The organism is Micromonospora sp. CV4 (genome assembly GCF_003667455.1).
Lineage (GTDB): Bacteria > Actinomycetota > Actinomycetes > Mycobacteriales > Micromonosporaceae > Micromonospora.
The window spans coordinates 1-19,480 of the sequence record NZ_RCVI01000170.1; the positions used below are offsets into that span (position 1 = coordinate 1).

Sequence of the window (19,480 nt, forward strand, 5' to 3'; positions counted from 1 at the left end):
GGGGGGCGGCGGCCCGGGAGACCGGAACGGGGATCAACGCGCCGGGCCCACGGGCCAGGTCGGTGCGGGGCACCCGGGACAGCCCGGCGTCCACCACCACCCGCACGCCCGGCACGGTCAGGCTGGTCTCGGCCAGCGCGGTGGCCAGCACCACCCGGCGTCGCTCGGCCGGGCGCAGGGCCGCGTCCTGCTCGCTGCCGCCCTGCCGGCCGTGCAGCGGCAGCAGCGCGACGGCGTCGCGCAGGTCGGCCAGCCGGCCGGTGACCGCCGCGATCTCGCCGGCCCCGGGCAGAAAGACCAGCACGTCGCCGTCGCGCTCGCGCAGCGCCCGCCGCACGGTGGCCGCCACGTGGTCGAGCAGGGCCCGGTCCACCGGCCCGCCACCGGGTGGGGCGATCGGCCGTGCTGGTGGCGACCAGATCCGCTGTACCGGGTGCAGCGCCGACTCGGCCCGGACGACCGGAGCCGGATCGGGTCCGCCGAGCAGCGCGGCGAACCGGTCCGTGTCCGGGGTGGCGGACATCGCCAGCAGCCACAGGTCCGGCCGGAGGGTGGCCCGTGCCTCCACCGCGAAGGCCAACGCGAGGTCGGCGTCGAGTTGCCGCTCGTGGCACTCGTCGAGCAGCACCGCGCCCGTGCCGGGCAGCTCCGGGTCGTGATGCAACCGGCGGACCAGCAGGCCGGTGGTGACCACCTCCACCCGGGTGGCCCGGCTGACCTGGCGCTCGCCGCGTACCGCGTAGCCGACCCGGTCGCCCACCCGCTCGCCGAGCAGCTCGGCCATCCGCCGGGCGGCGGCGCGCGCGGCCACCCGGCGGGGTTGGGCGATCACCACCCGGCCGGTGACCCGGTCGGCCACGGCCAACGGCGCCAGGGTCGTCTTACCGGTGCCCGGCGGGGCCACCAGGACACCGGCGCCGGCCACGTCGAGCGCCGCGACCAGCGCCGGCAGCACCGGGCGCACCGGCAGGTCCAGGGTTACGTCGGAGAGCACGGCCCAGTCTCGCACCGGCCCCGGGGCCTCAGCTGCGGCGGACCTCGCCGACGCCGTGCAGGAACGTGCGCCAGGCCGAGGCGTCGAAGGCGAGCACCGGGCCGGACCGGTCCTTGCTGTCCCGCACGGCGACCTGACCGTCGACTGTCGCGACCTCCACGCAGTTGCCGTTGCCACTGCTGCGCGTGCTCGTCCGCCAGTCCGCCCGGGTCGGGTCGTACGCCGTCATCCGCGGTGCCTCTCGTCTGCGTCGGCGTGCCGCGGACGCGGTCACGCAAAGTTACGAGAAGCCTGCTCAAGACGGGTCAACGACGCCGCCGGATCGAGCGCCATCCGGCACAGCTCCTCGTGCAGAAGGCTATACCCGAGCACCTGGTCGGCATCTTCCAGCGCCAGTCCCATCGTGAGGTTATCCAGGTAAACCACGGACGCGTCGGCGGCGTCGGGGAAGTTGAGGATGACGTACGGGGTGCTCATCGCGGGATGCCCACCGGCCGCGAATGGAAGTACCTGGATTGTCACGTTGGGTAGTTGCGCGATCCGACTCATGTGGACCAGCTGTTCGGCCATCACGCCGTTGCCGCCCACCGGGCGCAGGAGCACCGCCTCGTTGAGCACCACCGAAAACCGGACCGGGTCGTCGCGGCGCAGCACCTCCTGGCGGTGCAGCCGCGCCGCCACCTTGCGCTCCACGCCGTCCTCGCCCGCGGTGCGCCGGTACATCTCCCGGGCGTACGCCTCGGTCTGCAACAGCCCCGGCACGGACTCGGCCTCGTACGTGCGCAGCGCCACGGCCTCGGCCTCCAGCCCGACGTAGAACTCGAACCACTCGGGCAGCACGTCGCTGTAGTTCTGCCACCAACCCCGCTGCTGCGCGCTCCGGGCGATCTCGATCAGCGCCTCGGCGTCCGCCCCGGTCACCTGGTAGAGGGCCAGCGCAGCCCGCACGTCGCGCGGCTTGATGCCGATCTGCGCGGTCTCGATCCGGGACAGGTTGCTCTTGGACATGTCGAGCTGACGGGCCGCCACATCGAGGGTCATGCCCGCACGCTCCCGGAGCTGGCGCAGCTCCCGGGCGATGCGGCGACGGCGGACGGTCGGGCTGCCGGCGGGTGGGATGGCGGGGGTGGCGGTCACCGTCCGAGTCTGTCACGACAAGATCCGCAGGTCGGGCCTGCACGGAGTGCAACTTTCAAATCTGGGAGTTGCATTGCGGTAGCTGTCGGTGCATCCTTTGCCGGTCGCGATCACTGTGGACACATAGGTGCGGGAGGACCGTTTGCTCATCGCCGACGAGTTCTTCCTGATCGCGCACAACGACAGTCGCGGCAAGGCCAAACTCCACCCGGCCGCGACCGGGCTCGGCCTGGCCGGCGGGCTGCTCGGCGAACTGATCCTGTATGGACACATCACCGTCTCCAACGGGCACGTCACCGTCATCGACCGACGCCCGCCGGGCGACGCGCTGGCGCACACCGTGCTCGACCAGTTGATCGGCGAGTCCCAGCACCAGGCGGTCCGCACCTGGCTGAGCTTCCTGGCGCAGAGCGCCACGACCTCGGTGGGGGAGCGGCTGGCCCGGGCCGGCATGCTGCGCCGCCAGGAGAGCCGCCGGCTGCTGCGCACCTCGGTCAGCTACGTGCCGATCGACCTCAACGCGGTGGCCTGGCCGGCCACCCGGCTGCGGGCCCTGCTGGACCGGCCCGACCCGCCGAGCGTGCCGGACGCCCTGCTGCTCGGCCTGGTGGTGGCCGCCGGGCTGACCCGCGAGGTGCTGTGGAGCGCCGGCCCCCGCGCCCACCACCGGCTGAACGTCCTCATCCCCGCGCTGCCGGCGCCGCTGAAGGAACTCGTCGGACACACCGAGGCCGCGGTCGGCGCCGCGGTGCTCCGCGGCGTCCCATGACCCCCCGGTAACCCCACCCTCCCCTCGACAAATCGGAGTAGTCGTATGCCCCCGACATCGACAGTCGACCGACCCAGCAACGTCTCCGAAGCCCTTGCCCGAGGCCGCCTCGGCGTCCCCTCGGTGATCTTCTTCGTGCTCTCCGCCGCCGCGCCGCTGACCGTGGTGGCCGGTGTCGTCACCACCGGCTACGGCGTCATCGGGGTGACCGGCATCCCGCTGGCCTTCCTGGTCGTCGCCGCGGTGCTCGCCCTGTTCTCCGTTGGCTACGTGGCGATGTCCCGCCGGGTGGAGAACGCCGGCGCCTTCTACGCCTACATCTCCCGCGGCCTGGGCCGACCCGCCGGCGTGGGCGCCGCCTGGGTGGCGCTGATCGCGTACAACGCGCTTCAGGTCGGGCTCTACGGCACCATCGGCGTCGCCGCCGAGCCGGTCCTCGACCGGATCTTCGGTGGGCACCCGCACTGGTCGGTCGTCGCCCTGGTGGCGTGGGCCCTGGTGGGCCTGCTCGGTCTGCTTCGCGTGGACATCAACGGCATGGTGCTGGCGGCGCTGCTGGTCGCCGAGATCGTGGTGGTCCTGATCTTCGACCTGGGACAGATCGGCAACCCGGCCGGCGGCGAGGTCAACTTCGCCGGATTCTCGCCGGACAACCTCTTCGTGTCCGGGGTGGGCGCGGTGCTGGTGCTGGCGGTCCTCGGGTTCGTCGGCTTCGAGTCCGCGGTGGTGTTCAGCGAGGAGAGCAAGGACCCCAAGCGCACGGTGCCGCTGGCGACGTACCTCTCGGTGGCGATCATCGCCGGGCTGTACGCGCTCTCCTCCTGGACCATGACGGTCGCCGTCGGGTCGGACCAGATCGTCGCCGCGGCCGGCGAGCAGAGCGTCGGGCTGATCTTCAACCTGGCCGCCGAGCACCTCGGTGACACCGCCGTCACCATCGGCCAGGTGCTCTTCCTGACCTCGGTGCTGGCCGCGATGATCTCCTTCCACAACACCACGGCCCGCTACACGTTCGCGCTGGGCCGGGAGCGGGTGCTGCCGGCCGTGTTCGGGCAGACCTCGCCGCGCAGCGGCGCGCCGCGGGCCGCCTCGCTGGCGCAGAGCGTCCTCGGCCTGCTGGTCATCCTGCTGTACGCGGTCAACGGCTGGGACCCGGTGGTCAAGCTGTTCTTCTGGGTCGGCACCAGCGGCGGGTTCGGCGTGCTGCTGTTGATCGCCACCACCTCGGTGGCCGTGATCGCCTACTTCCTCCGTGCCACTGGCGGCGAGACCCTCTGGCGGCGGATCATCGCGCCCAGCCTCGCCACCCTCGCGCTCTTTGTGATCATCTGGCTGGCGGTGTCGAACTTCGCCAACCTGCTCGGCGTCGCGCCGGACTCCACCCTGCGCTGGGCGCTGCCCGCGGTGTACCCGGTGGCGGCCGCGTTGGGCGTCGGCTGGGCGCTGGTGCTGCGTCGCAGCCGTCCGGACACGTACGCCCGGATCGGCCTCGGCGCGGAGGCCGCCGCGGGCGCCGTGCAGCCGGTGGAGCAGCCGCCGGCGCCGGCCGGTACGGAGGTGCCCCGATGAGCGTGGACATCGACCGACTCGGGCCCGACGACACCGCGCTGGTCGCCGGCCGGATCGCTGAGGCGTTCACCGCGCTGGACGTGACCCGCTGGCTGGTGCCCGACGCCAGCAAGCGGGAGGCCGTGCTGGCCGGAAACTTCGAGATCCTGGTCGGGCACGCGATGCGGCACGGCCTGGTGTACGCCAGCGCGGACCGGGCCGCGGTCGCCGTCTGGTTCCCCTCGGTCGGCGAGCCGGCCCCGCCGCCACCCGACTACGACGCCCGGCTCGCCGCCGCGTGCGGTGAATGGACCCACCGCTTCCAGCATCTCGACGAGTTGTTCGCGGCGAACCATCCACACCCGGACCACCACCATCTGGCCTTCCTGGCGGTCCAGCCGAACCGGCAGGGGCAGGGGCTGGGCACCGCGCTGCTGGAGCACCACCACGCCTGGCTGGACGCCAACGGCATGCCCGGCTACCTGGAGGCGAGCAGCCCGAACAGTCGGGACCTGTACGCGCGGCACGGCTACCAGGTTGGCGAACCGTTCCGGGTGCCCGACGGCACGCCGTTCTGGCCGATGTGGCGCGAGCCCGTTGGCCGCTGACGGCTGCCGACCGTACGCACTGTCACGTTGACGTGACAGTGCGCACAGTTGAGGGCCGGGTCCGCCGACCCGGCCCTCAACCGTGAACCGCCTAGTAGGTGCCGTCGAGCTGGCCGCGCAGCTTGGTGAGCGCGCGGGCGAGCAGTCGGGAGACGTGCATCTGCGAGACGCCGATCTGGTCGGCGATCTGCGACTGCGTCAGGTTGCCGTAGAACCGCAGGGTGAGGATCTTCTGCTCCCGCTCGTCGAGCGTGGCCAGCGCCGGGCCGAGGGCGACCCGCAGCTCAGCCAGCTCGAACTCCGCGTCCTCGCCGCCGAGCATGTCGCCCAGCTCGGTGGCGCGCTCGCCGTCGCCGGTCGGGGTGGACAGCGACACCGCGTTGTACGCGCGGGCGCCTTCCAGGCCCTCCAGCACCTCTTCCTCGGTGAGCTTGAGGTGAGCGGCGATGTCGGCGACCGTCGGCGACCGGCCGAGGGTCTGCAGGAGCGAGCTGTTGGCGTCGGAGATGGACAGCCGCAGCTCCTGGAGCCGGCGGGGCACCCGGATGTCCCACGTGCGGTCGCGGAAGTGCCGCTTCAGCTCACCGATGATCGTGGGGATGGCGTACCCGGCGAAGTCGACGCCGCGGGACGGGTCGAACTTGTCGATGGCCTTGATGAGGCCGACCGCGGCGGTCTGCGCCAGATCGTCGGTGGGCTCGCCCCGCCCGCTGTAGCGGTGGGCGAGGTGGTTGGCCAGCGGCAGCCAGGCCTCGATCGCCCGGTCCCGCAGCGCGGCGCGCGACGGGTGGGTGGTCGGCAGCGCCGCCATGGCGTTGAGCAGATCGGTGGCGCTGTCGGTGAGTGCGCGCGGGTCGAGCTTCGTGCTCTTCGCAGCGGTGCTCGGCTGCTCGCTGATCGTTGGCGCGGTCATTGGTGGTCCTCCCTGCACCTCGTCCGCTGGACAAAAAGACGTGACGCTTTGGTTTAGCTTCGTATGGGCCGTTCGGGACTCACCTTAACCTGATCGTCTCCTCGAAATCTAGCCGAAAGGCTGATGTACTTAAGCCGTTTAAGGCCGCACGAGGTGTAAATCGGGCGGCGGTCCGGACGGTTGTGAGGTCTCTTACTGATTCCCGTGCTCCTGCCCGGCCACCCGACCAACCCACCCCGGCCTGACCGGTCGGCCCACCACTGTCGGCCGGGCGGTCAACACAAAACCCGACATCCGGCCCGAGGTGTCGACTATCCGTCGTTGTCCCGCCGGTGGGACTGCCCGTAGCGTCGCCTTGTACACACCCGGTTCGGAGGCACCGTGCTCGATCCAGCCGCTCCCCAGCTCGTCGTGAACAGCCGCACGCTCTACTTCAGCTGGTTGCCGGCGGATCCGGACGCGGTGGCCGCTCTGGTCCCGGCCGGCCTGCGTCCCCGCTCGGACCGGCAGGTGTTCCTCAACCAGTACATCGTCGACGACGAGACGCAGACCTCGGGCTTCGGCGCCTACTCGCTGACCTACCTCGGCGTCTCGCTGACCGGCGTGGACGCCCCCGGCGGTCTCAGCCCGGGCGGCTGGTGGACCCACTACGTGGCGTCGAGTCACACGGTCCGGGAGTACGCCGCCGCCCGCGGCGCCCCGGTGGTCACCGGCCGCACCAGCATCGAGGTGCGCGGCGACGACCTGGTCTCGATGACCGAGGCCGACGGGGCTCCGCTGATCCGGGCGCGTTGCCGGGTCGGCGAGACGGGCCACGTGATCAGCAGCGGGCACCACCGCTACTTCACCCGCCGCGACGGTCAGCTGCTCAGCGCCGTCTACCCGTTCGTGGCGGAGCCGGTCGCCCCGTTCGAGATCGAGTCGGTCGAGTTCCTGGAGCCCGGCCACCCGATGTACGCGCTACGGCCCGCCAACCCGCTGACCATTCACTTCGGCTACTACTCGCCGCGCTCCTCGTTCGCCTACCCCGGCGGGCTGAGCGTGTACCCGGGCAGCAGCGCCCCGCCGTCGGCGCCGGCCCGACCGGCTCACCAGGTGCCGGCCAACCTGGTCCGCAGCGGTCTGCCGTCCGGGTCGTAGACCAGCCGGTAGACCGGCAACGCCCAGGCGCGGGTGTACCAGGGCAGCCGCTCGGGGCGGTGCGGGCGCAGCCGGCCGGGCGGCCGGGCGCCCACCTGGCCGCCGTCGTACCACTGTTGCAGCGCGTCGGCGGCGGCCGTGACAGCCGCGACGGCGTCCGTGGGGTCGAGCAGGTCGGCGTCGTCCGCGCCGGACGGGTCGCGGTCCAGGTGTTCCCGCCACAGCCGCAGCCGCAACTCCCGGGCGAACACCCGCGCCCCGTCGCCCTGCCCGGCCGGATCGGTGGGCTCCCGCTGGTCGCGCGTGTCGTCGAGCACCGCACAGGACAACTCGCTGTCGTGGGTCCACGAGCGGCGGTTGAAGTTGTCGCTGCCCACGCTGGCCCAGACGTCGTCGACCACGCAGACCTTCGCGTGCACGTAGACCGGGTCGCCCGCGTGGTTCTCCACGTCGAACACGTGCACCCGGTCCGGTGCGGCCCGCTCGCACAGCGACAACGCCTGCTCACGGCCGACCATGTTCGGCGGAAGCGCGAGCCTGCCGTCCACGTCCGGGTGCCGGGGCACCACGGCGATCAGGTGCAGCTCCGGGTTGTCGCGCAGGGCGTGTGCGAACAGGTCCGCCACCTCGCTCGACCAGAGGTACTGGTCCTCCAGGTAGATGAGCCGCCGGGCTCGGCGTACCGCCTTGGTGTAGCCCCGGGCCACCGAGCGCTCGCCGTTCGGCGCGAAGGAGTAGCGCGGTCGGACGGCGGGGTAGGTGCGCAGCACCTGGATCTGGTGCGGCCCGCAGGACGGCGGGTCGGCCGGCTGCTCCGGCAGCGGGTCGGGGCGGAGGTCCGCGCCGCGTAGCCGGTCCCGCAGGTAGGCCATCGGGTTCTCCGAGTCCAGCGGCATCGGGTCGGTCCAGCGCTCGCGGAACACGGTGTCCAGTGCGCCGACCACCGGTCCGCGGACCGCCAGCTGCACGTCGTGCCAGGGCGGCTTGGGCCCGTACCGGGGAGACATCCGCACCGGCTGCGGGTCGCCGCGGTGTGCGGCGTCGTCCCGCCGGCTGTGGCACAGGTCGATCCCGCCGGCGAACGCGATGTCCCGTTCCGGGGCGCTCGGATGCCGAAGCACCACCAGCTTCTGGTGGTGCGAGCCGCCACGACGGACCCGCTGATCGAGCAGCACCTCTCCGCCGGCCGCGGAGATGACCTCGCTGAGGTCGCGGTTCTCCGCCTCGCTGTAGGCCAGCGCGTCGAGGTGGGAGCGCCAGATCAGCCCCTTGACCACCACTTTGCGCTGAGCGGCCTGGGCGAAGAGCTGGGCCACGGTCGGGCCGTCGGGGCGCAGCCGCTCGTCCGGATCACCCCGCCAGTCGGTGAAGAAGAGGTGGTCGCCGGCGGTCAGCGCCTCCACCTCGTCGACCAGCCGGTCGAAGTACGCCGCACCGTGAATCAACGGCTCGGCCAGGTTTCCGCTGGTCCAGACGGGTAACCCAGAGACCGGGTTGGCCCGTTCCTGCGCGGTGAGGAACCAGTCCTGCAACGGCAACGTCCAGCCCCCCGGAGGTCGACAACGTCCTCACGGTAGGACCCCCGACGCGGGTCCGCACGCCAGGGCCGGCAGACCGACGACCTGGCAGACCGACCGGAACGACGCGACAACAACCGAGGAGGCCACACCATGCCCCGCGAGACGACGAACCCCGTGACCGAGTACCGCGAGCCGGCGGTGGAGAGCGAACGGGGGGCGTTGGTAGCGGTGTTGGTGATGGTGATTCTCGGGGTGGCCGGGATTTTCGCCGTCTCCTGAGGTGGCGCCGGTGCCCTGGGGTACGGGGGGCGCCGGCGCCGATCTCAGCGGTTGACCGTGGTCAGGGCCGGGAGCCCTGGCCACCGGTGTGCGGCAGCCGCTCGCTGGGAATCACGCCGAGCCGACCGGCCTGGTAGTCCTCGAACGCCTGGATCAGCTCGTCCCGGGTGTTCATCACGAATGGGCCGTACTGTGCCACCGGCTCCCGGATCGGCTGGCCGCCCATGATGTAGAGGTCCAGCGCGGGGGTGTTGCTGTCCTGCGTGGTGTCCGCGCTGAAACGCAGCGCGTCACCCGGGCCGTGCACCGCGAGCTGGCCGGTGCGTACCGGCCGCCGGTCGGCGCCGACGGTGCCGCGCCCGCCGAGCACGTACACCAGGGCGTTGAACTCCGGCTGCCAGGGCAGGTCGACCTGCGCGCCCGGCTGCACGGTGACGTGCGTGATGGTGATTGGGGTGAAGGTGGAACCCGGGCCACGGTGCCCGGCCACCTCACCGGCGATGACCCGGATCAGCGCACCACCGTCGGGCGTCGTCAGCAGCGCCGACTCCCGACCCCGGATGTCCTGGTAGCGGGGCGGGTTCATCTTCGCCGAGCGGGGCAGGTTGACCCAGAGCTGGGTGCCGTGGAAGAGCCCGCCGCTCATCACGAGGTGCTCCGGCGGGGCTTCGATGTGCAGCAGGCCGCTGCCGGCCGTCATCCACTGGGTGTCGCCGTCGGTGATGGTGCCGCCGCCGCCGTGCGAGTCCTGGTGGTCGAAGACGCCGTCGATGATGTACGTGACGGTCTCGAAGCCGCGGTGCGGGTGCCAGGGCGTGCCCTTGGGCTCGCCCGGCGCGTAGTCCACCTCACCCATCTGGTCGAGGTGGATGAACGGGTCCAGGTCGGTCGTCGGCACCCCGGCGAAGGCCCGGCGGACCGGGAAGCCCTCGCCCTCGAAGCCGCTCGGCGCGGTGGTCACCGTGCGAACCGGGCGGATCTTGGTGGACTCGTCGAGCCGGGGCAGGCGCGGTAGGACGAGGACGTTCTCAACGGTGATCGCGGGCATCGAGGGCTCCTAGTTCGTGGCGGGGGTGGTCGACGTGGCCCGGGCCGCCCGCAGGCGGTCACCGAGCCGGCCGAAGACCCGGGTGAGGCAGGCGACCTCGGCGTCGTCGAGGTCGTCCATCAGGTGGGTACGCACCGACGCCAGATGGTGCGGCGCGGCTTCCCGCAGAGCGAGCAGCCCGGCGGCGGTGAGGACCGCCTCGCTGCCCCGTCGGTCGTCCGGGCAGGACTCCTTGCTGACCAGGCCGCGGCGTTGCATCGCGGAGATCTGGTACGTCAGGCGGCTGGGGGAGAAGACGAGCCGGCCGGCCAGCTCGCCCATCCGGAGCCGCTGCCCCGGTGTCTCGGAGAGCAGGACCAGCACGTGGTAGTCGGCGAAGCTGAGGTCGCTGTCGGCCCGAAGGTCCTCTTCCAGCTGGGTGTAGAGGCGCTGGCTGGCCTCGATGTAGGCGCGCCAGGCCGCCTCTCGGGTGCTGTCCAGGCTCTCTGTCACGTCCACCACGATAGCACTCGTTAAAAATTTAACTAGTCGTCTTGAGCGTTGTCTGGGTCACGTCCGAGCGGTCGATGGCTCAGGTTCGTGCAGCTTTGAAGGAAGTGGCAGGTCCGTTCCGACGGTGAGAGCGGGACGCGCTGTGCCAGACTCCGCCATCGTGGAACACGTGGAACTCACCGCCGCCGACCTCTTGCTTCGCCCCTGGCGGGACGCGGACGCCCCCGCGGTGCGGGAGGCCCTGCGCGACCCGGCCATCGCCCAGTGGAACCCGCACCGCGGCGGCCCGATCGACGACGAGGCCGCCCTGCTGTGGGTGCGCCACCGGGCCGACTGGTCCGGCGGCGACCACGCCTCGCTGGCCGTGACCGCCGCGGCCGGCGGGGAGTTGCTGGGCTCGGTGTCGCTGTACCACATCCATCATGGCGACGCGTCCATCGGCTACTGGACCGTGCCGGCGGCGCGCGGGCGCGGGGTGGCGGTGCGGGCCGTCGTCCGGCTCACCGAGTGGGCGTTCGCCGACCTCGGGCTGCACCGGGTGGAGCTGTGCCACGCGGTGGCCAACCAGGCGTCCTGCCGGGTCGCCGACCGGGCCGGCTACCTGGCCGAGGGGACGCTGCGCGAGTCGTACCGGTACGGCGACGGCCGCCGCCACGACGAACACCTGCACGCCCGCCTCGCGACCGACCGCTGATCGGAGGCGGTCGGACCCGGCGTCACTCGATGACCTTGCGGAGGAACGCCGTGAGGGTGTTCGTGGTGCGCTCGACCTTCTCGGCCAGGGTGATGGTCTCGTCGATGCGACGTCCGGCCTCCTTCCTGCCTCGCAGGTAGAGCGAGCAGGCCAGGTCGGAGCAGATGTAGGCGCCCACGGAGTTGCCCTGGCGCCCGTCCCGTCCGGCCTTGCGGGCGGTCATCAGTGCGACACCGTCCCCGGTGTGCGTGGTCAGGCAGAGCGAGCACATGCTGCGCCGCACCCGCCCGGTCTGCTGCGGCGCGACCCGCAGCGCCACGCCGACCAGCCCGGTGTCGGACTCGGCGACCAGGTAGGCCCGCTGGGTCGCCGCCGGGTCCCGCCACCCGAGGAAGTCGAGGTCGCTCCACGGTCGTGTCTCAAGGTCGTTCGGTACGGCCAGCCGCTTCGCCTCGCCCTGCGTGCAGTTGACGAAGGACGCGCGGATGGCGCGCTCGGTTATCGCTAGCATAGGTAGTAGCCTAGCTCGCCTAGGCAAACAATTAATGCGACTAGTTTTTGGGGTGTGCGGGATGGCACGAGCGGGGGTGACCGCTGAACGCCTGACCCTGGCGGCGGCCGAGCTGGCCGACGAGATCGGCATGGAGAACGTGACCGTCGCCGCGCTCGCCCGGCGTTTCGGCGTCAAGGACGCGAGCCTGTACTTCCACATCAGGAACGCACAGGACCTGCGGGTCCGGGTGGCGCTGCTGGCGCTCTCCGAGCTCGCCGACCGGGTCGCCGCCGCGCTCGCCGGCCGCGCGGGCAAGGACGCGCTGGTGGCCTTCGCCGACGCGTACCGGGACTACGCGACGCGGCACCCGGGCCGGTACGCCGCGATGCAGATCGACCTCGACCCGGAGACGGCGGCCGCGAGCGCCGGCGTCCGGCACGCGGAGATGACGCGGGCGATCCTGCGCGGCTACCGGCTGTCCGAGCCCGACCAGACCGACGCGGTCCGGATGATGCACAGCACGTTCCACGGCTTCGTGAGCCTGGAGAGGACCGGCGGCTTCCGGCACACCCCCCGTACGACGGACGCCTCCTGGTCCCGAGCCCTGGACGCCCTCGACGCGGTCCTCAGCAACTGGCCGCCCGCCCCGGGCGCCGGGGCGGGAACCGCTCGGTGACGCACGGCGACCGCCTAGGCTCGACGGCGTGGATGATCTGGAGCTGGCCGACTGGCGGGAGCGGGTAGCCCGGCTGTACCTGTCCGACGTCGACCTGACCGGTTTTCGCACCGGCCGCGATCAGCTCTTCGCCACCCACCCGCAGAGCCCCATCCCGCCAGCGGAGCGGCCCGGCTTCACCGGAGTGCGCTACTTCCCGCCCAACCCGGCCGCCGTGGTCGAAGCGCCCCTCACCCCGGCCAGCGGTGAGCTGCGGATCGACACCGGCGGCCCGGACGGGGTGGTCGCGTACCGGCGGGTCGCGGTGGCCGAGACGTCGTGGGGGCCACTGACCCTGTGGTGGATCGAGGCGTACGGGGGCGGGCTGTTCGTGCCACTGCGCGACGGCACCTGCGGGCAGGAGACCTACGGCGGCGGCCGGTACCTCACCGACACCGTGAAGGGCACCTTCGGCCGGGGCGTCGAGCTGCTGCCCGGCGACCGGGTCCGGCTGGACGCCAACTATCTCTACAACCCGAGCTGCGCGTACGACGACCGCTGGGCGTGCCCGCTTGCGCCGCCGGAGAACCGGGTCGACGTGCCGCTGCGGGCCGGCGAGCTGGCGTACCACGACTGAGCGGCTGCCCCGGCGTGTCGCCGGGACGGCCGGTCAGACCCTGCTCAGCGGGACGGCCTGTCGAGAACCCTTGCTCAGCCCGCGGTCGTGGCCGAGCCGGACATCTGCATCCGACCCAGCAACTGCCGGGCCTGGTCGGCGAGCTGCGCGTCGACGATCACCGCGTACTGGCCGGCGCGTAGCGAGCTGGCCGACGTGAAGTCGCGCTGCCCGCCGGTCATCGCGTGCGCGACCGCGCCGAACACGGCGCCCCAGATCGCCCCGATGACCAGCCCGACCACGATCACCGCCAGCCAGTTGCCGACCGTGAAGATGCCGAACAGCAGGCCGATGAAGAGCCCGAACCAGGCGCCGGTGCCGGCGCCGAGCAGCGCGGCGCGTCCGGTGGTCATCCGCCCGAGCACCGTCTCCACCAAAGTGAGGTTGGTGCCGACGATCGCGCTGTGCTCCACCGGGAAGCGGTTGTCGGCGAGATAGTCGACCACGCGCTGCGCGGACGGATAGTCCGGATACGAGCCGATCGTCACGGTGGGCGGGCCGGTCTCCGGCCCGTGGCCGTTCCCGGACGGCGCCGACGGGCGGCCGGCCGGACCGGCCGGCAGCAGATCGCCACCCTGTGCGCCGGGCCGCCAGGCGGCGGCCGGACCCGAAGCTGACGTCATGAGCATCCTCCCTCGTCAACCGTCCGGGTTCCCGCCCGCGCCGTCCGGTAACGCCGGCAACGACGGTGGATGCCGTGCCGACCGGCGGGCATGCGCCCGGACGCCCCGGGTAGGTAACCGGGTGCAGAGCGGACAGATCAGCGAGCACGGCTTCCTCGCCGACGGCCGCAGCGCGGCGCTGGTGGACCGCTCCGGCTCGGTGAACTGGTGGTGCCCGGGCCGGTTCGACGCGCCGTCGGTGTTCGGGCGGCTCCTCGACGAGGGCGCCGGCCACTGGTCGATCCGACCGGAGGGTGAGTTCAGCGTCGATCGCTGCTACCTCGACGACACCCTGGTGCTGCGAACCGTCTTCCGGACCGCGCGGGGCGAGGTGGAACTGACCGACGCGCTCGCCTTCGAGCCGGGGGCGCGCGGCCACGACATCGGGCTGCGCTCGCCGCAGGTGCTGGTCCGCAGCGTGCGGAGCCTCTCCGGCGAGGTCCCCATGCGGGTGCACTACCGGCCCCGCTTCGAGTACGGCCGGACCACCGCGTTCCTCGTCGAGCGCGACGGCATGCTGGAGGCCATCGCCGGGGCCGCGCGGCTCACGCTGCGGGGAAGCGTGCGGCTGTGCTGTGGCGAGGGCGAGGCCACCGCGACCTTCACCGCCCGCGCTGGATCGGTCCACAACTTCACCCTCGGGTACGCGCCGACCTACGACGCGCCGCCGCCGGAGGTGCCCGACGCCGACCGCACGATCGCCGACACGGTGGCCGGGTGGCGATCCTGGACCGAGGCGCACCCCTACCAGGGGTGCTACCCGGAGCAGGTGCGGCGTAGCGCGCTGGTCGTGCAGGGCATGACGTACCGGCCGAGCGGGGCGGTGGTGGCCGCGGCGACCACCTCACTGCCGGAGAGGCTCGGCGGGACCCGCAACTACGACTACCGCTACGTGTGGGTGCGCGACTTCAGCCTCACCCTGCGGGCCCTGTGGCGATCGGCGTGTTTCGACGAGGTGCAGCGGCAGTTCGCCTGGGTGAGTCGGGCGATGGGCCGGATCGGCGACGAGCCGGTGCCGATCATGTACGGGGTGCAGGGGGAGCGGGACCTCACCGAGCACCGCCTGGACCAGCTCGCCGGGTACCGCGAGAGCCCGCCGGTGCTCATCGGCAACGACGCGTGGCGGCAGCGGCAGACCGACATCTTCGGCGAGGCGCTGGACGCCGCCTGGCTGATGCGCGACAAGATGGACCCGATGGATCCGGAGGTGCGCCACGTGCTGCGGGTGCTCGCCGACCAGGCCGTCGTGGACTGGCGGCGACCCGACGCGGGCATGTGGGAGGAGCGCGGGGTCGAGCACCATCACGTGTCCTCGAAGGTGCAGTGCTGGGTCGCACTGGACCGGGCGGTCCGCTTCGGCGACACGCTCGGTGGACCCCGGGACGTGGAACGCTGGGCGGCCGCCCGCGACGAGGTGCGCGCCACGGTGCTGGATCGGGGCTGGAGCGACCGGCTCGGGGCGTACACCGGGAGTTTGGATTCCGACGACCTGGACGCCTCGGTGCTGCTGATGCCGCTGGTGGGTTTCCTGCGGGCCGACGACCCGCGGATGCGCTCGACGGTCCGCGCGGTGGAGCAGCAGCTGTCCCACGACGGCCTGCTGCGGCGCTGGGACGGTGACCCTGCGGGCTTCGTCATCTGCTCGTTCTGGCTGGTGGGCTGCCTGGCCCTGGGCGGTGAGCGGGACCGGGCGCACGAGTTGTTCCTCAGGCTGGCCGGTCGGGTCAACGACCTCGGCCTGTTCGCCGAGCAGATCGACCCGCTGACCGGCGAGCAGTTGGGCAACTTCCCGCAGGCGTTCTCGCACATCGGCCTGATCAACGCCGCCGGTCAGCTCACCGACGTCGAGCGGGATCCGGCGCTGCGGCATCGCGGCATGCCGCCGCCGAACTTCACCCCGACGCGGTCCTGAGCGGCCTGGGGGACAATGCCGGGATGCGGCTGGTGCTCACGGCGGACACCCACCTACCGAAGCGGGCCCGGGACCTGCCCGGGCCCCTCTGGACGGCTATCGAGGCGGCGGACGTGGTGCTGCACGCCGGCGACTGGGTGGACGAGTCCCTGCTCGACGCGATGACCGCGCGCTCGCGACGGCTGATCGGGGTGTACGGCAACAACGACGGCCGGGCGCTGCGCGCCCGGCTGCCGGAGGTGGCGCGGGTCGACCTCGACGGCCTGCGGGTCGCCGTGGTGCACGAGACCGGTCCCCGGACGGGTCGCGAGCGGCGGTGCGCGGCCCGCTTCCCCGACGTCGACCTGCTGGTCTTCGGGCACTCGCACATCCCCTGGGACACCGAAGCACCCGGCGGCCTGCGCCTGCTCAACCCCGGCTCACCCACCGACCGCCGCTCCCAGCCCCACGCCACCTACCTCACGGCCGAGGTGAGCGCCGGCCACCTGACCCGGGTCGACCTGCATCGGCTGCCCCGCCGCTGACCCCGGGCGTCACTGGCCCCGGCCGGTCTCGGCCTGGAGCTCGTCGATCCGCTTGGACGCCTCGGCCTTGGTCAGGTCGTCCGGTAGCTCCGCGTCCGCCTCCCGGGCGAGAGTGGCCAGGTAGGACTCCTGGGCCGCGGTGGGCGGCTCGTCGCCGGTGACCCACTCGTCCGGGTCCTTGATCGCGCCGCGCGGGTCGGCCTGCTCGTTGGTGCGGTCCGTCATCGTCATCACCCTTTCTTCGAACAGGTGTGCCAGTACCCGGATCTTCGCGGGTTCATGCCTGCTCGGCGTGCCCGACGGCACCTACGATCACCGGGTGAGCGTGGACCGGTCGGGTGTGGTGGTGGTCGGGGCGGGCATCGCCGGAGTGACCTGTGCGGTGGAGCTGGCCGCGGCCGGGGTGCCGGTGCGGGTCCGGGAGCGGGGGCACGTGCGTGGTGGCCGGATGGCCAGCAAACGCTTCGACGGCCGCCCCGCCGACATCGGCGCCGCCTACTTCACCGCCAGCGATCCCGACTTCGCCGCGCTGGTCGAGCAGTGGCGCGCCGCCGGCCTGGTCCGCGAATGGACCGACACCTTCCAGGCGTACGACCGGGACGGGCGCCACGACGTGCCCGGGCCGATGCGCTTCGCCGCGCCGCGCGGGCTGCGTTCACTGGTCGAACAGCTGGCCGGTGCGGTCCCGGTGACCGTCGACCGGTTGGTGCTCAGCGTGGAACCCGGGCCGACCGTGGACGGTGAGCCCTGCGCGGCGATCGCCCTGGCCATGCCGGGCCCGCAGGCCGCCCTGCTGCTCGACCCGGCCCTGGCCGACGCCACCCGGGTCGTGCAGGCGCAGCGCTGGTCGCCGTCGCTGGCCGCGGTGCTGCGCTTCCCGACCCGGCGCTGGCCGGACTTCCGGGGCGCGTTCGTCAACGACCACCCGGTGCTCAGCCTGGTCTGCGACGACGGCGACCGGCGGGGCGACGGCGCGCCGGTGCTGGTCGCGCACACCGTGCCGGAGTTCGCCGCCGGCCACCTCGCCCAGCCCAGCGGAGCCGGCCCGACCATCGAGCAGGCGGTCCGGGACCTCCTGGGGTTGCCCGAGGGGGCTGTCGACGTGCACGTGCACCGCTGGACGTACGCGAAGCCCACCACCGACGCCGGGGGCGGCACCCACCACCTGGACGCCGACGGGATCGGCCTGGCCGGCGACGCGTTCGGCAAGCCCCGGGTGCAGAGCGCCTGGCGCTCCGGTCGGGACCTCGGCCGCGCCCTGGCCGCCCGCCTCGCCTGACGTCGGCCCGCCCTCGTCCGGCCGACGTCCGGGATCGACCGGCGGACCGTAGCTCAGGCGTGCCCGGCGACCCGCTGGGCGGGCACGCCCGGGTCCGCCGGTTCGCCGGTCCGTTCGCCCTTACGGTCCAGCAACTGCATGACGGGGGTCGCCGCGATGCCGTGCACCACCACCGAGACGAGCACCACCAGCGCGACGGTGGCCCAGAGCAGCTCGGCCTGCGGGAAGTCCGCCTTCGTGGTGGCGTACGCCAGGTAGTAGAACGAGCCCACCCCGCGGATGCCGAACAGCGAGATCACCCAGTGCTCGGCCGGCCGGCCCGGAGCGCCCCGCAGTGACAACCAGCCGACCAGCGGCCGGACCAGGAACACCAGCGCCACCCCGACGGCCGCCGCCGGCCAGGTCAGCGGAGCGAGCAGACCGCCGACGATCGCGCCGCCGAGCAGCAGCAACAGCACCAGGGTGAGCAGCCGTTCGATCTGCTCGGCGAAATCGTGCAGCACCGAGTGGAACTCGTGGGTCCGCTCGGCGGCCCGGATCGCGCGGGCGGCCACGAACACCGCCAGGAATCCGTACCCGCCGACCACCTCCACCAGCCCGTACGCCAGGAAGGTGGCGGCCAGCGCCAGGAAACCCTCGGCGTGCCGGGCCAGCCGCAGATGGCTGGGCGCCCGGAAGAACAGCTTGCCGAGCAGCCAGCCGATGAGCAGGCCGCCGCCGACCCCGACACCGACCTTCCAGAGCACGTCGACGGTGAACCAGTCGGCCAGCCAGTCCCGCGGCGCGAGGCTGGTCGAGGCGATGGCGATGGCCGCGTAGACGAACGGGAACGCCAGCCCGTCGTTGAGGCCCGCCTCGGAGGTCAACGCGAAGCGGACCTCGTCCTCGGAGTCCTCCACGTCGGTCGGCTCGCCGACCTGCACGTCGGCGGCGAGCACCGGATCGGTCGGGGCCAGGGCGGCGCCCAGCAGCAGCGCGGCGGCCGGCACGAGCCCGGCCCACCACCAGCCGAGCAGCGCCACCGCCGCGATGCACAGCGGCATCGCGATGACCAGCAGTCGCCACGTGGACGACCACTTCGCCCAGCTCAACGGTCGGTCGATCTTGAGCCCGGCGCCCATCAGGGCGACGATCACCCCGATCTCGGTCAGGTGGGTGGTCAGCTCCGGGTGGGCCAGCGGGTCCGGCGTGGGCAGCCCGACGGGCAGCAGGAAGACCACCATCCCCAGGGCGAGGAAGGCGATCGGCATGGACAGCGGCCGCCGCTCCAGCACCCGAGGCAGGATGCCTGCCAGCAGGGCGCCCAGGCCCACCAGCGCGAACGCCACGTCTACCGGCTCCACCGTGCCACCCTCCCGGCCGCGCCCACGGGTTGCGGGCAGGTGGTCACTGACCATGCCCCGCGAACCGTGCCGGTAAGCCTGCGCGGTACGGCGAAACGGAGGATTCCTCAGTGCGGGCGGGTGACCGGCGATTCGTCCAGCGTGGCCAGCAGCCCGGCCGGGTCGTCGTACACCGCCACCGCGCCGGCGCCGGCCAGCTCGCCCCGGCTGGTGCCACCGCAGGTCAACCCGACGCACGGAATGTCCAGCTTGCCGGCCGCCGCCACGTCCCAGACGGAGTCGCCGACGAAGACCACCCGCTCGGCGGCCAACCCGGACTGATCCAGCGCGGCGACCAGGATGTCCGGGGCCGGCTTGCTCTGCTGGGCGTCCGCCGAGGAGGTGACCGTCTCGATCACGTCGTCGGCGTCGAGCGCGTGGCGCAGTGCGCCGACCTCCTGTTCGGACGCGGAGGTGGCGAGCACCACCCGCAGCCCCCGTTCGGCGCAGGCGCGCAACAGGGCCGCCGCCCCGGGCAGCGGCGTGAGTCGTTCCCAGTACTCGCCGTACAGGGTGTCGTGCGCGTCGCGCAGCTTCGCGTCGGCGTCGCGGTCCCGCTCGGGGCCGAGCAGGTGGTCCAGGAGCTTGTCCGAGCCCATCCCGATCGACCGGTGCACGGTCGCCATCGGCACCGGCTGGTCGGACTGGCGCAGCGCCTCCCACCAGCTCACGGTGTGCAGGTAGGTGGTGTCGACGAGGGTGCCGTCGACGTCGAAGAGGACCCCGGCGGGTCGGTCGGTGCGCATGGGGTCCTC

The 19,480-nt window shown here is 72.6% G+C and carries 23 protein-coding genes; 11 read left to right on the forward strand and 12 right to left on the reverse strand.

The features are described 5' to 3' along the window. From EAD98_RS03955 to EAD98_RS03965, 3 genes are all read right to left on the reverse strand, one after another. On the reverse strand, positions 1 to 994 hold a 994-nt coding region (locus EAD98_RS03955; protein WP_255421210.1), incomplete at its 3' end, for a DEAD/DEAH box helicase. A 28-nt stretch (positions 995 to 1,022) separates the two neighbouring features. After that, the gene (locus tag EAD98_RS03960; protein ID WP_121652711.1) at positions 1,023 to 1,223 is read right to left on the reverse strand and encodes a DUF397 domain-containing protein; all 201 of its coding nucleotides are present in this window, start codon (positions 1,221 to 1,223) and stop codon (positions 1,023 to 1,025) included. A 41-nt stretch (positions 1,224 to 1,264) separates the two neighbouring features. Next, positions 1,265 to 2,131 (reverse strand): helix-turn-helix transcriptional regulator, encoded by an 867-nt coding sequence (locus tag EAD98_RS03965; RefSeq protein WP_255421211.1) that lies wholly within the window; start codon positions 2,129 to 2,131, stop codon positions 1,265 to 1,267. A 127-nt stretch (positions 2,132 to 2,258) separates the two neighbouring features. Here EAD98_RS03965 and EAD98_RS03970 point away from each other — a divergent pair, with 127 nt between their 5' ends. From EAD98_RS03970 to EAD98_RS03980, 3 genes are read left to right on the forward strand one after another with little or no spacing between them, the layout of a single operon-like run. Next, on the forward strand, positions 2,259 to 2,900 hold the full coding sequence (locus EAD98_RS03970; protein ID WP_121652712.1) for a GPP34 family phosphoprotein: 642 nt from the start codon (positions 2,259 to 2,261) through the stop codon (positions 2,898 to 2,900). A 45-nt stretch (positions 2,901 to 2,945) separates the two neighbouring features. Next, positions 2,946 to 4,469 carry an APC family permease gene (locus tag EAD98_RS03975; protein ID WP_121652713.1) on the forward strand — a complete coding sequence of 508 codons (1,524 nt, stop codon included), beginning with the start codon at positions 2,946 to 2,948 and terminating at the stop codon, positions 4,467 to 4,469. Further along, the gene (locus tag EAD98_RS03980) at positions 4,466 to 5,056 is read left to right on the forward strand and encodes an N-acetyltransferase (protein WP_121652714.1); all 591 of its coding nucleotides are present in this window, start codon (positions 4,466 to 4,468) and stop codon (positions 5,054 to 5,056) included. Before EAD98_RS03975 ends, EAD98_RS03980 begins: the two co-directional genes overlap by 4 nt. A gap of 91 nt (positions 5,057 to 5,147) precedes the next feature. On the opposite strand, the gene EAD98_RS03985 is transcribed toward EAD98_RS03980, so the two are convergent. Then, the gene (locus EAD98_RS03985) at positions 5,148 to 5,969 is read right to left on the reverse strand and encodes a SigB/SigF/SigG family RNA polymerase sigma factor (RefSeq protein WP_121652715.1); all 822 of its coding nucleotides are present in this window, start codon (positions 5,967 to 5,969) and stop codon (positions 5,148 to 5,150) included. Positions 5,970 to 6,350: 381 nt separating this feature from the next. Here EAD98_RS03985 and EAD98_RS03990 point away from each other — a divergent pair, with 381 nt between their 5' ends. Next, positions 6,351 to 7,109 (forward strand): hypothetical protein, encoded by a 759-nt coding sequence (locus EAD98_RS03990; RefSeq protein ID WP_121652716.1) that lies wholly within the window; start codon positions 6,351 to 6,353, stop codon positions 7,107 to 7,109. Here EAD98_RS03990 and EAD98_RS03995 read toward each other — a convergent pair. Next, the gene (locus EAD98_RS03995; RefSeq protein WP_121652717.1) at positions 7,058 to 8,647 is read right to left on the reverse strand and encodes a phospholipase D-like domain-containing protein; all 1,590 of its coding nucleotides are present in this window, start codon (positions 8,645 to 8,647) and stop codon (positions 7,058 to 7,060) included. The two genes, EAD98_RS03990 and EAD98_RS03995, sit on opposite strands and share 52 nt — an antisense overlap. A gap of 132 nt (positions 8,648 to 8,779) precedes the next feature. On the opposite strand from EAD98_RS03995, the gene EAD98_RS31740 reads away from it, so the two are divergent. Further along, a complete protein-coding gene (locus EAD98_RS31740; protein WP_255421212.1) occupies positions 8,780 to 8,908 on the forward strand; it encodes a hypothetical protein in 129 nt (42 codons plus the stop codon). A 61-nt stretch (positions 8,909 to 8,969) separates the two neighbouring features. On the opposite strand, the gene EAD98_RS04000 is transcribed toward EAD98_RS31740, so the two are convergent. Beyond that, the gene (locus EAD98_RS04000; RefSeq protein ID WP_121652718.1) at positions 8,970 to 9,956 is read right to left on the reverse strand and encodes a pirin family protein; all 987 of its coding nucleotides are present in this window, start codon (positions 9,954 to 9,956) and stop codon (positions 8,970 to 8,972) included. 9 nt (positions 9,957 to 9,965) lie between these two features. Continuing rightward, the gene (locus tag EAD98_RS04005; RefSeq protein ID WP_121652736.1) at positions 9,966 to 10,448 is read right to left on the reverse strand and encodes a MarR family winged helix-turn-helix transcriptional regulator; all 483 of its coding nucleotides are present in this window, start codon (positions 10,446 to 10,448) and stop codon (positions 9,966 to 9,968) included. A 160-nt stretch (positions 10,449 to 10,608) separates the two neighbouring features. Here EAD98_RS04005 and EAD98_RS04010 point away from each other — a divergent pair, with 160 nt between their 5' ends. Beyond that, a complete protein-coding gene (locus EAD98_RS04010) occupies positions 10,609 to 11,142 on the forward strand; it encodes a GNAT family N-acetyltransferase (protein ID WP_121652737.1) in 534 nt (177 codons plus the stop codon). Positions 11,143 to 11,164: 22 nt separating this feature from the next. Here EAD98_RS04010 and EAD98_RS04015 read toward each other — a convergent pair whose 3' ends face one another. After that, the gene (locus tag EAD98_RS04015) at positions 11,165 to 11,653 is read right to left on the reverse strand and encodes an FBP domain-containing protein (RefSeq protein WP_121652719.1); all 489 of its coding nucleotides are present in this window, start codon (positions 11,651 to 11,653) and stop codon (positions 11,165 to 11,167) included. Between the two features lie 76 nt (positions 11,654 to 11,729). On the opposite strand from EAD98_RS04015, the gene EAD98_RS04020 reads away from it, so the two are divergent. Beyond that, complete coding sequence (locus EAD98_RS04020) at positions 11,730 to 12,311, forward strand: TetR/AcrR family transcriptional regulator (protein WP_233583708.1); 582 nt, start codon at positions 11,730 to 11,732, stop codon at positions 12,309 to 12,311. A 28-nt stretch (positions 12,312 to 12,339) separates the two neighbouring features. Beyond that, complete coding sequence (locus EAD98_RS04025) at positions 12,340 to 12,927, forward strand: DUF1684 domain-containing protein (protein ID WP_121652721.1); 588 nt, start codon at positions 12,340 to 12,342, stop codon at positions 12,925 to 12,927. Positions 12,928 to 13,001: 74 nt separating this feature from the next. Here the strand turns inward: EAD98_RS04025 and EAD98_RS04030 are convergent, their stop codons facing one another. Next, positions 13,002 to 13,589: a general stress protein gene (locus EAD98_RS04030; RefSeq protein ID WP_121652738.1), complete on the reverse strand. Its 588-nt coding sequence runs from the start codon at positions 13,587 to 13,589 to the stop codon at positions 13,002 to 13,004. Positions 13,590 to 13,710: 121 nt separating this feature from the next. On the opposite strand from EAD98_RS04030, the gene EAD98_RS04035 reads away from it, so the two are divergent. Next, positions 13,711 to 15,540, forward strand: coding sequence for a glycoside hydrolase family 15 protein (locus EAD98_RS04035; protein WP_121652722.1), 1,830 nt, complete (start codon positions 13,711 to 13,713; stop codon positions 15,538 to 15,540). A 23-nt stretch (positions 15,541 to 15,563) separates the two neighbouring features. Continuing rightward, entirely contained in the window at positions 15,564 to 16,064 is a 501-nt protein-coding gene (locus EAD98_RS04040) for a metallophosphoesterase (RefSeq protein ID WP_121652723.1), read from the forward strand. Positions 16,065 to 16,073: 9 nt separating this feature from the next. On the opposite strand, the gene EAD98_RS04045 is transcribed toward EAD98_RS04040, so the two are convergent. Next, positions 16,074 to 16,289, reverse strand: a complete 216-nt coding sequence (locus EAD98_RS04045; protein WP_199723278.1) for a DUF3072 domain-containing protein — start codon at positions 16,287 to 16,289, stop codon at positions 16,074 to 16,076. Positions 16,290 to 16,404: 115 nt separating this feature from the next. Between EAD98_RS04045 and EAD98_RS04050 the strand changes: the two genes are divergently transcribed. Further along, positions 16,405 to 17,343, forward strand: a complete 939-nt coding sequence (locus tag EAD98_RS04050; RefSeq protein WP_121652739.1) for an NAD(P)/FAD-dependent oxidoreductase — start codon at positions 16,405 to 16,407, stop codon at positions 17,341 to 17,343. A 53-nt stretch (positions 17,344 to 17,396) separates the two neighbouring features. Here EAD98_RS04050 and EAD98_RS04055 read toward each other — a convergent pair whose 3' ends face one another. Next, the gene (locus EAD98_RS04055) at positions 17,397 to 18,686 is read right to left on the reverse strand and encodes a cation:proton antiporter (protein WP_121652740.1); all 1,290 of its coding nucleotides are present in this window, start codon (positions 18,684 to 18,686) and stop codon (positions 17,397 to 17,399) included. A gap of 107 nt (positions 18,687 to 18,793) precedes the next feature. Then, positions 18,794 to 19,471: an HAD family hydrolase gene (locus EAD98_RS04060; RefSeq protein WP_121652725.1), complete on the reverse strand. Its 678-nt coding sequence runs from the start codon at positions 19,469 to 19,471 to the stop codon at positions 18,794 to 18,796. Positions 19,472 to 19,480 lie beyond the last annotated feature (9 nt).

What these genes read in the sequence shown, in the direction of transcription:
- EAD98_RS04040 (WP_121652723.1), top strand. Translation starts at nt 15,564, where the DNA reads ATGCGGCTGGTGCTCACGGCGGACACCCACCTACCGAAGCGGGCCCGG.
- EAD98_RS03980 (WP_121652714.1), top strand. Translation starts at nt 4,466, where the DNA reads ATGAGCGTGGACATCGACCGACTCGGGCCCGACGACACCGCGCTGGTC.
- EAD98_RS03960 (WP_121652711.1), bottom strand. Translation starts at nt 1,223, where the DNA reads ATGACGGCGTACGACCCGACCCGGGCGGACTGGCGGACGAGCACGCGC.
- EAD98_RS31740 (WP_255421212.1), top strand. Translation starts at nt 8,780, where the DNA reads ATGCCCCGCGAGACGACGAACCCCGTGACCGAGTACCGCGAGCCGGCG.
- EAD98_RS04060 (WP_121652725.1), bottom strand. Translation starts at nt 19,471, where the DNA reads ATGCGCACCGACCGACCCGCCGGGGTCCTCTTCGACGTCGACGGCACC.
- EAD98_RS04000 (WP_121652718.1), bottom strand. Translation starts at nt 9,956, where the DNA reads ATGCCCGCGATCACCGTTGAGAACGTCCTCGTCCTACCGCGCCTGCCC.
- EAD98_RS04030 (WP_121652738.1), bottom strand. Translation starts at nt 13,589, where the DNA reads ATGACGTCAGCTTCGGGTCCGGCCGCCGCCTGGCGGCCCGGCGCACAG.
- EAD98_RS03985 (WP_121652715.1), bottom strand. Translation starts at nt 5,969, where the DNA reads ATGACCGCGCCAACGATCAGCGAGCAGCCGAGCACCGCTGCGAAGAGC.
- EAD98_RS03975 (WP_121652713.1), top strand. Translation starts at nt 2,946, where the DNA reads ATGCCCCCGACATCGACAGTCGACCGACCCAGCAACGTCTCCGAAGCC.
- EAD98_RS04045 (WP_199723278.1), bottom strand. Translation starts at nt 16,289, where the DNA reads ATGACGGACCGCACCAACGAGCAGGCCGACCCGCGCGGCGCGATCAAG.
- EAD98_RS04015 (WP_121652719.1), bottom strand. Translation starts at nt 11,653, where the DNA reads ATGCTAGCGATAACCGAGCGCGCCATCCGCGCGTCCTTCGTCAACTGC.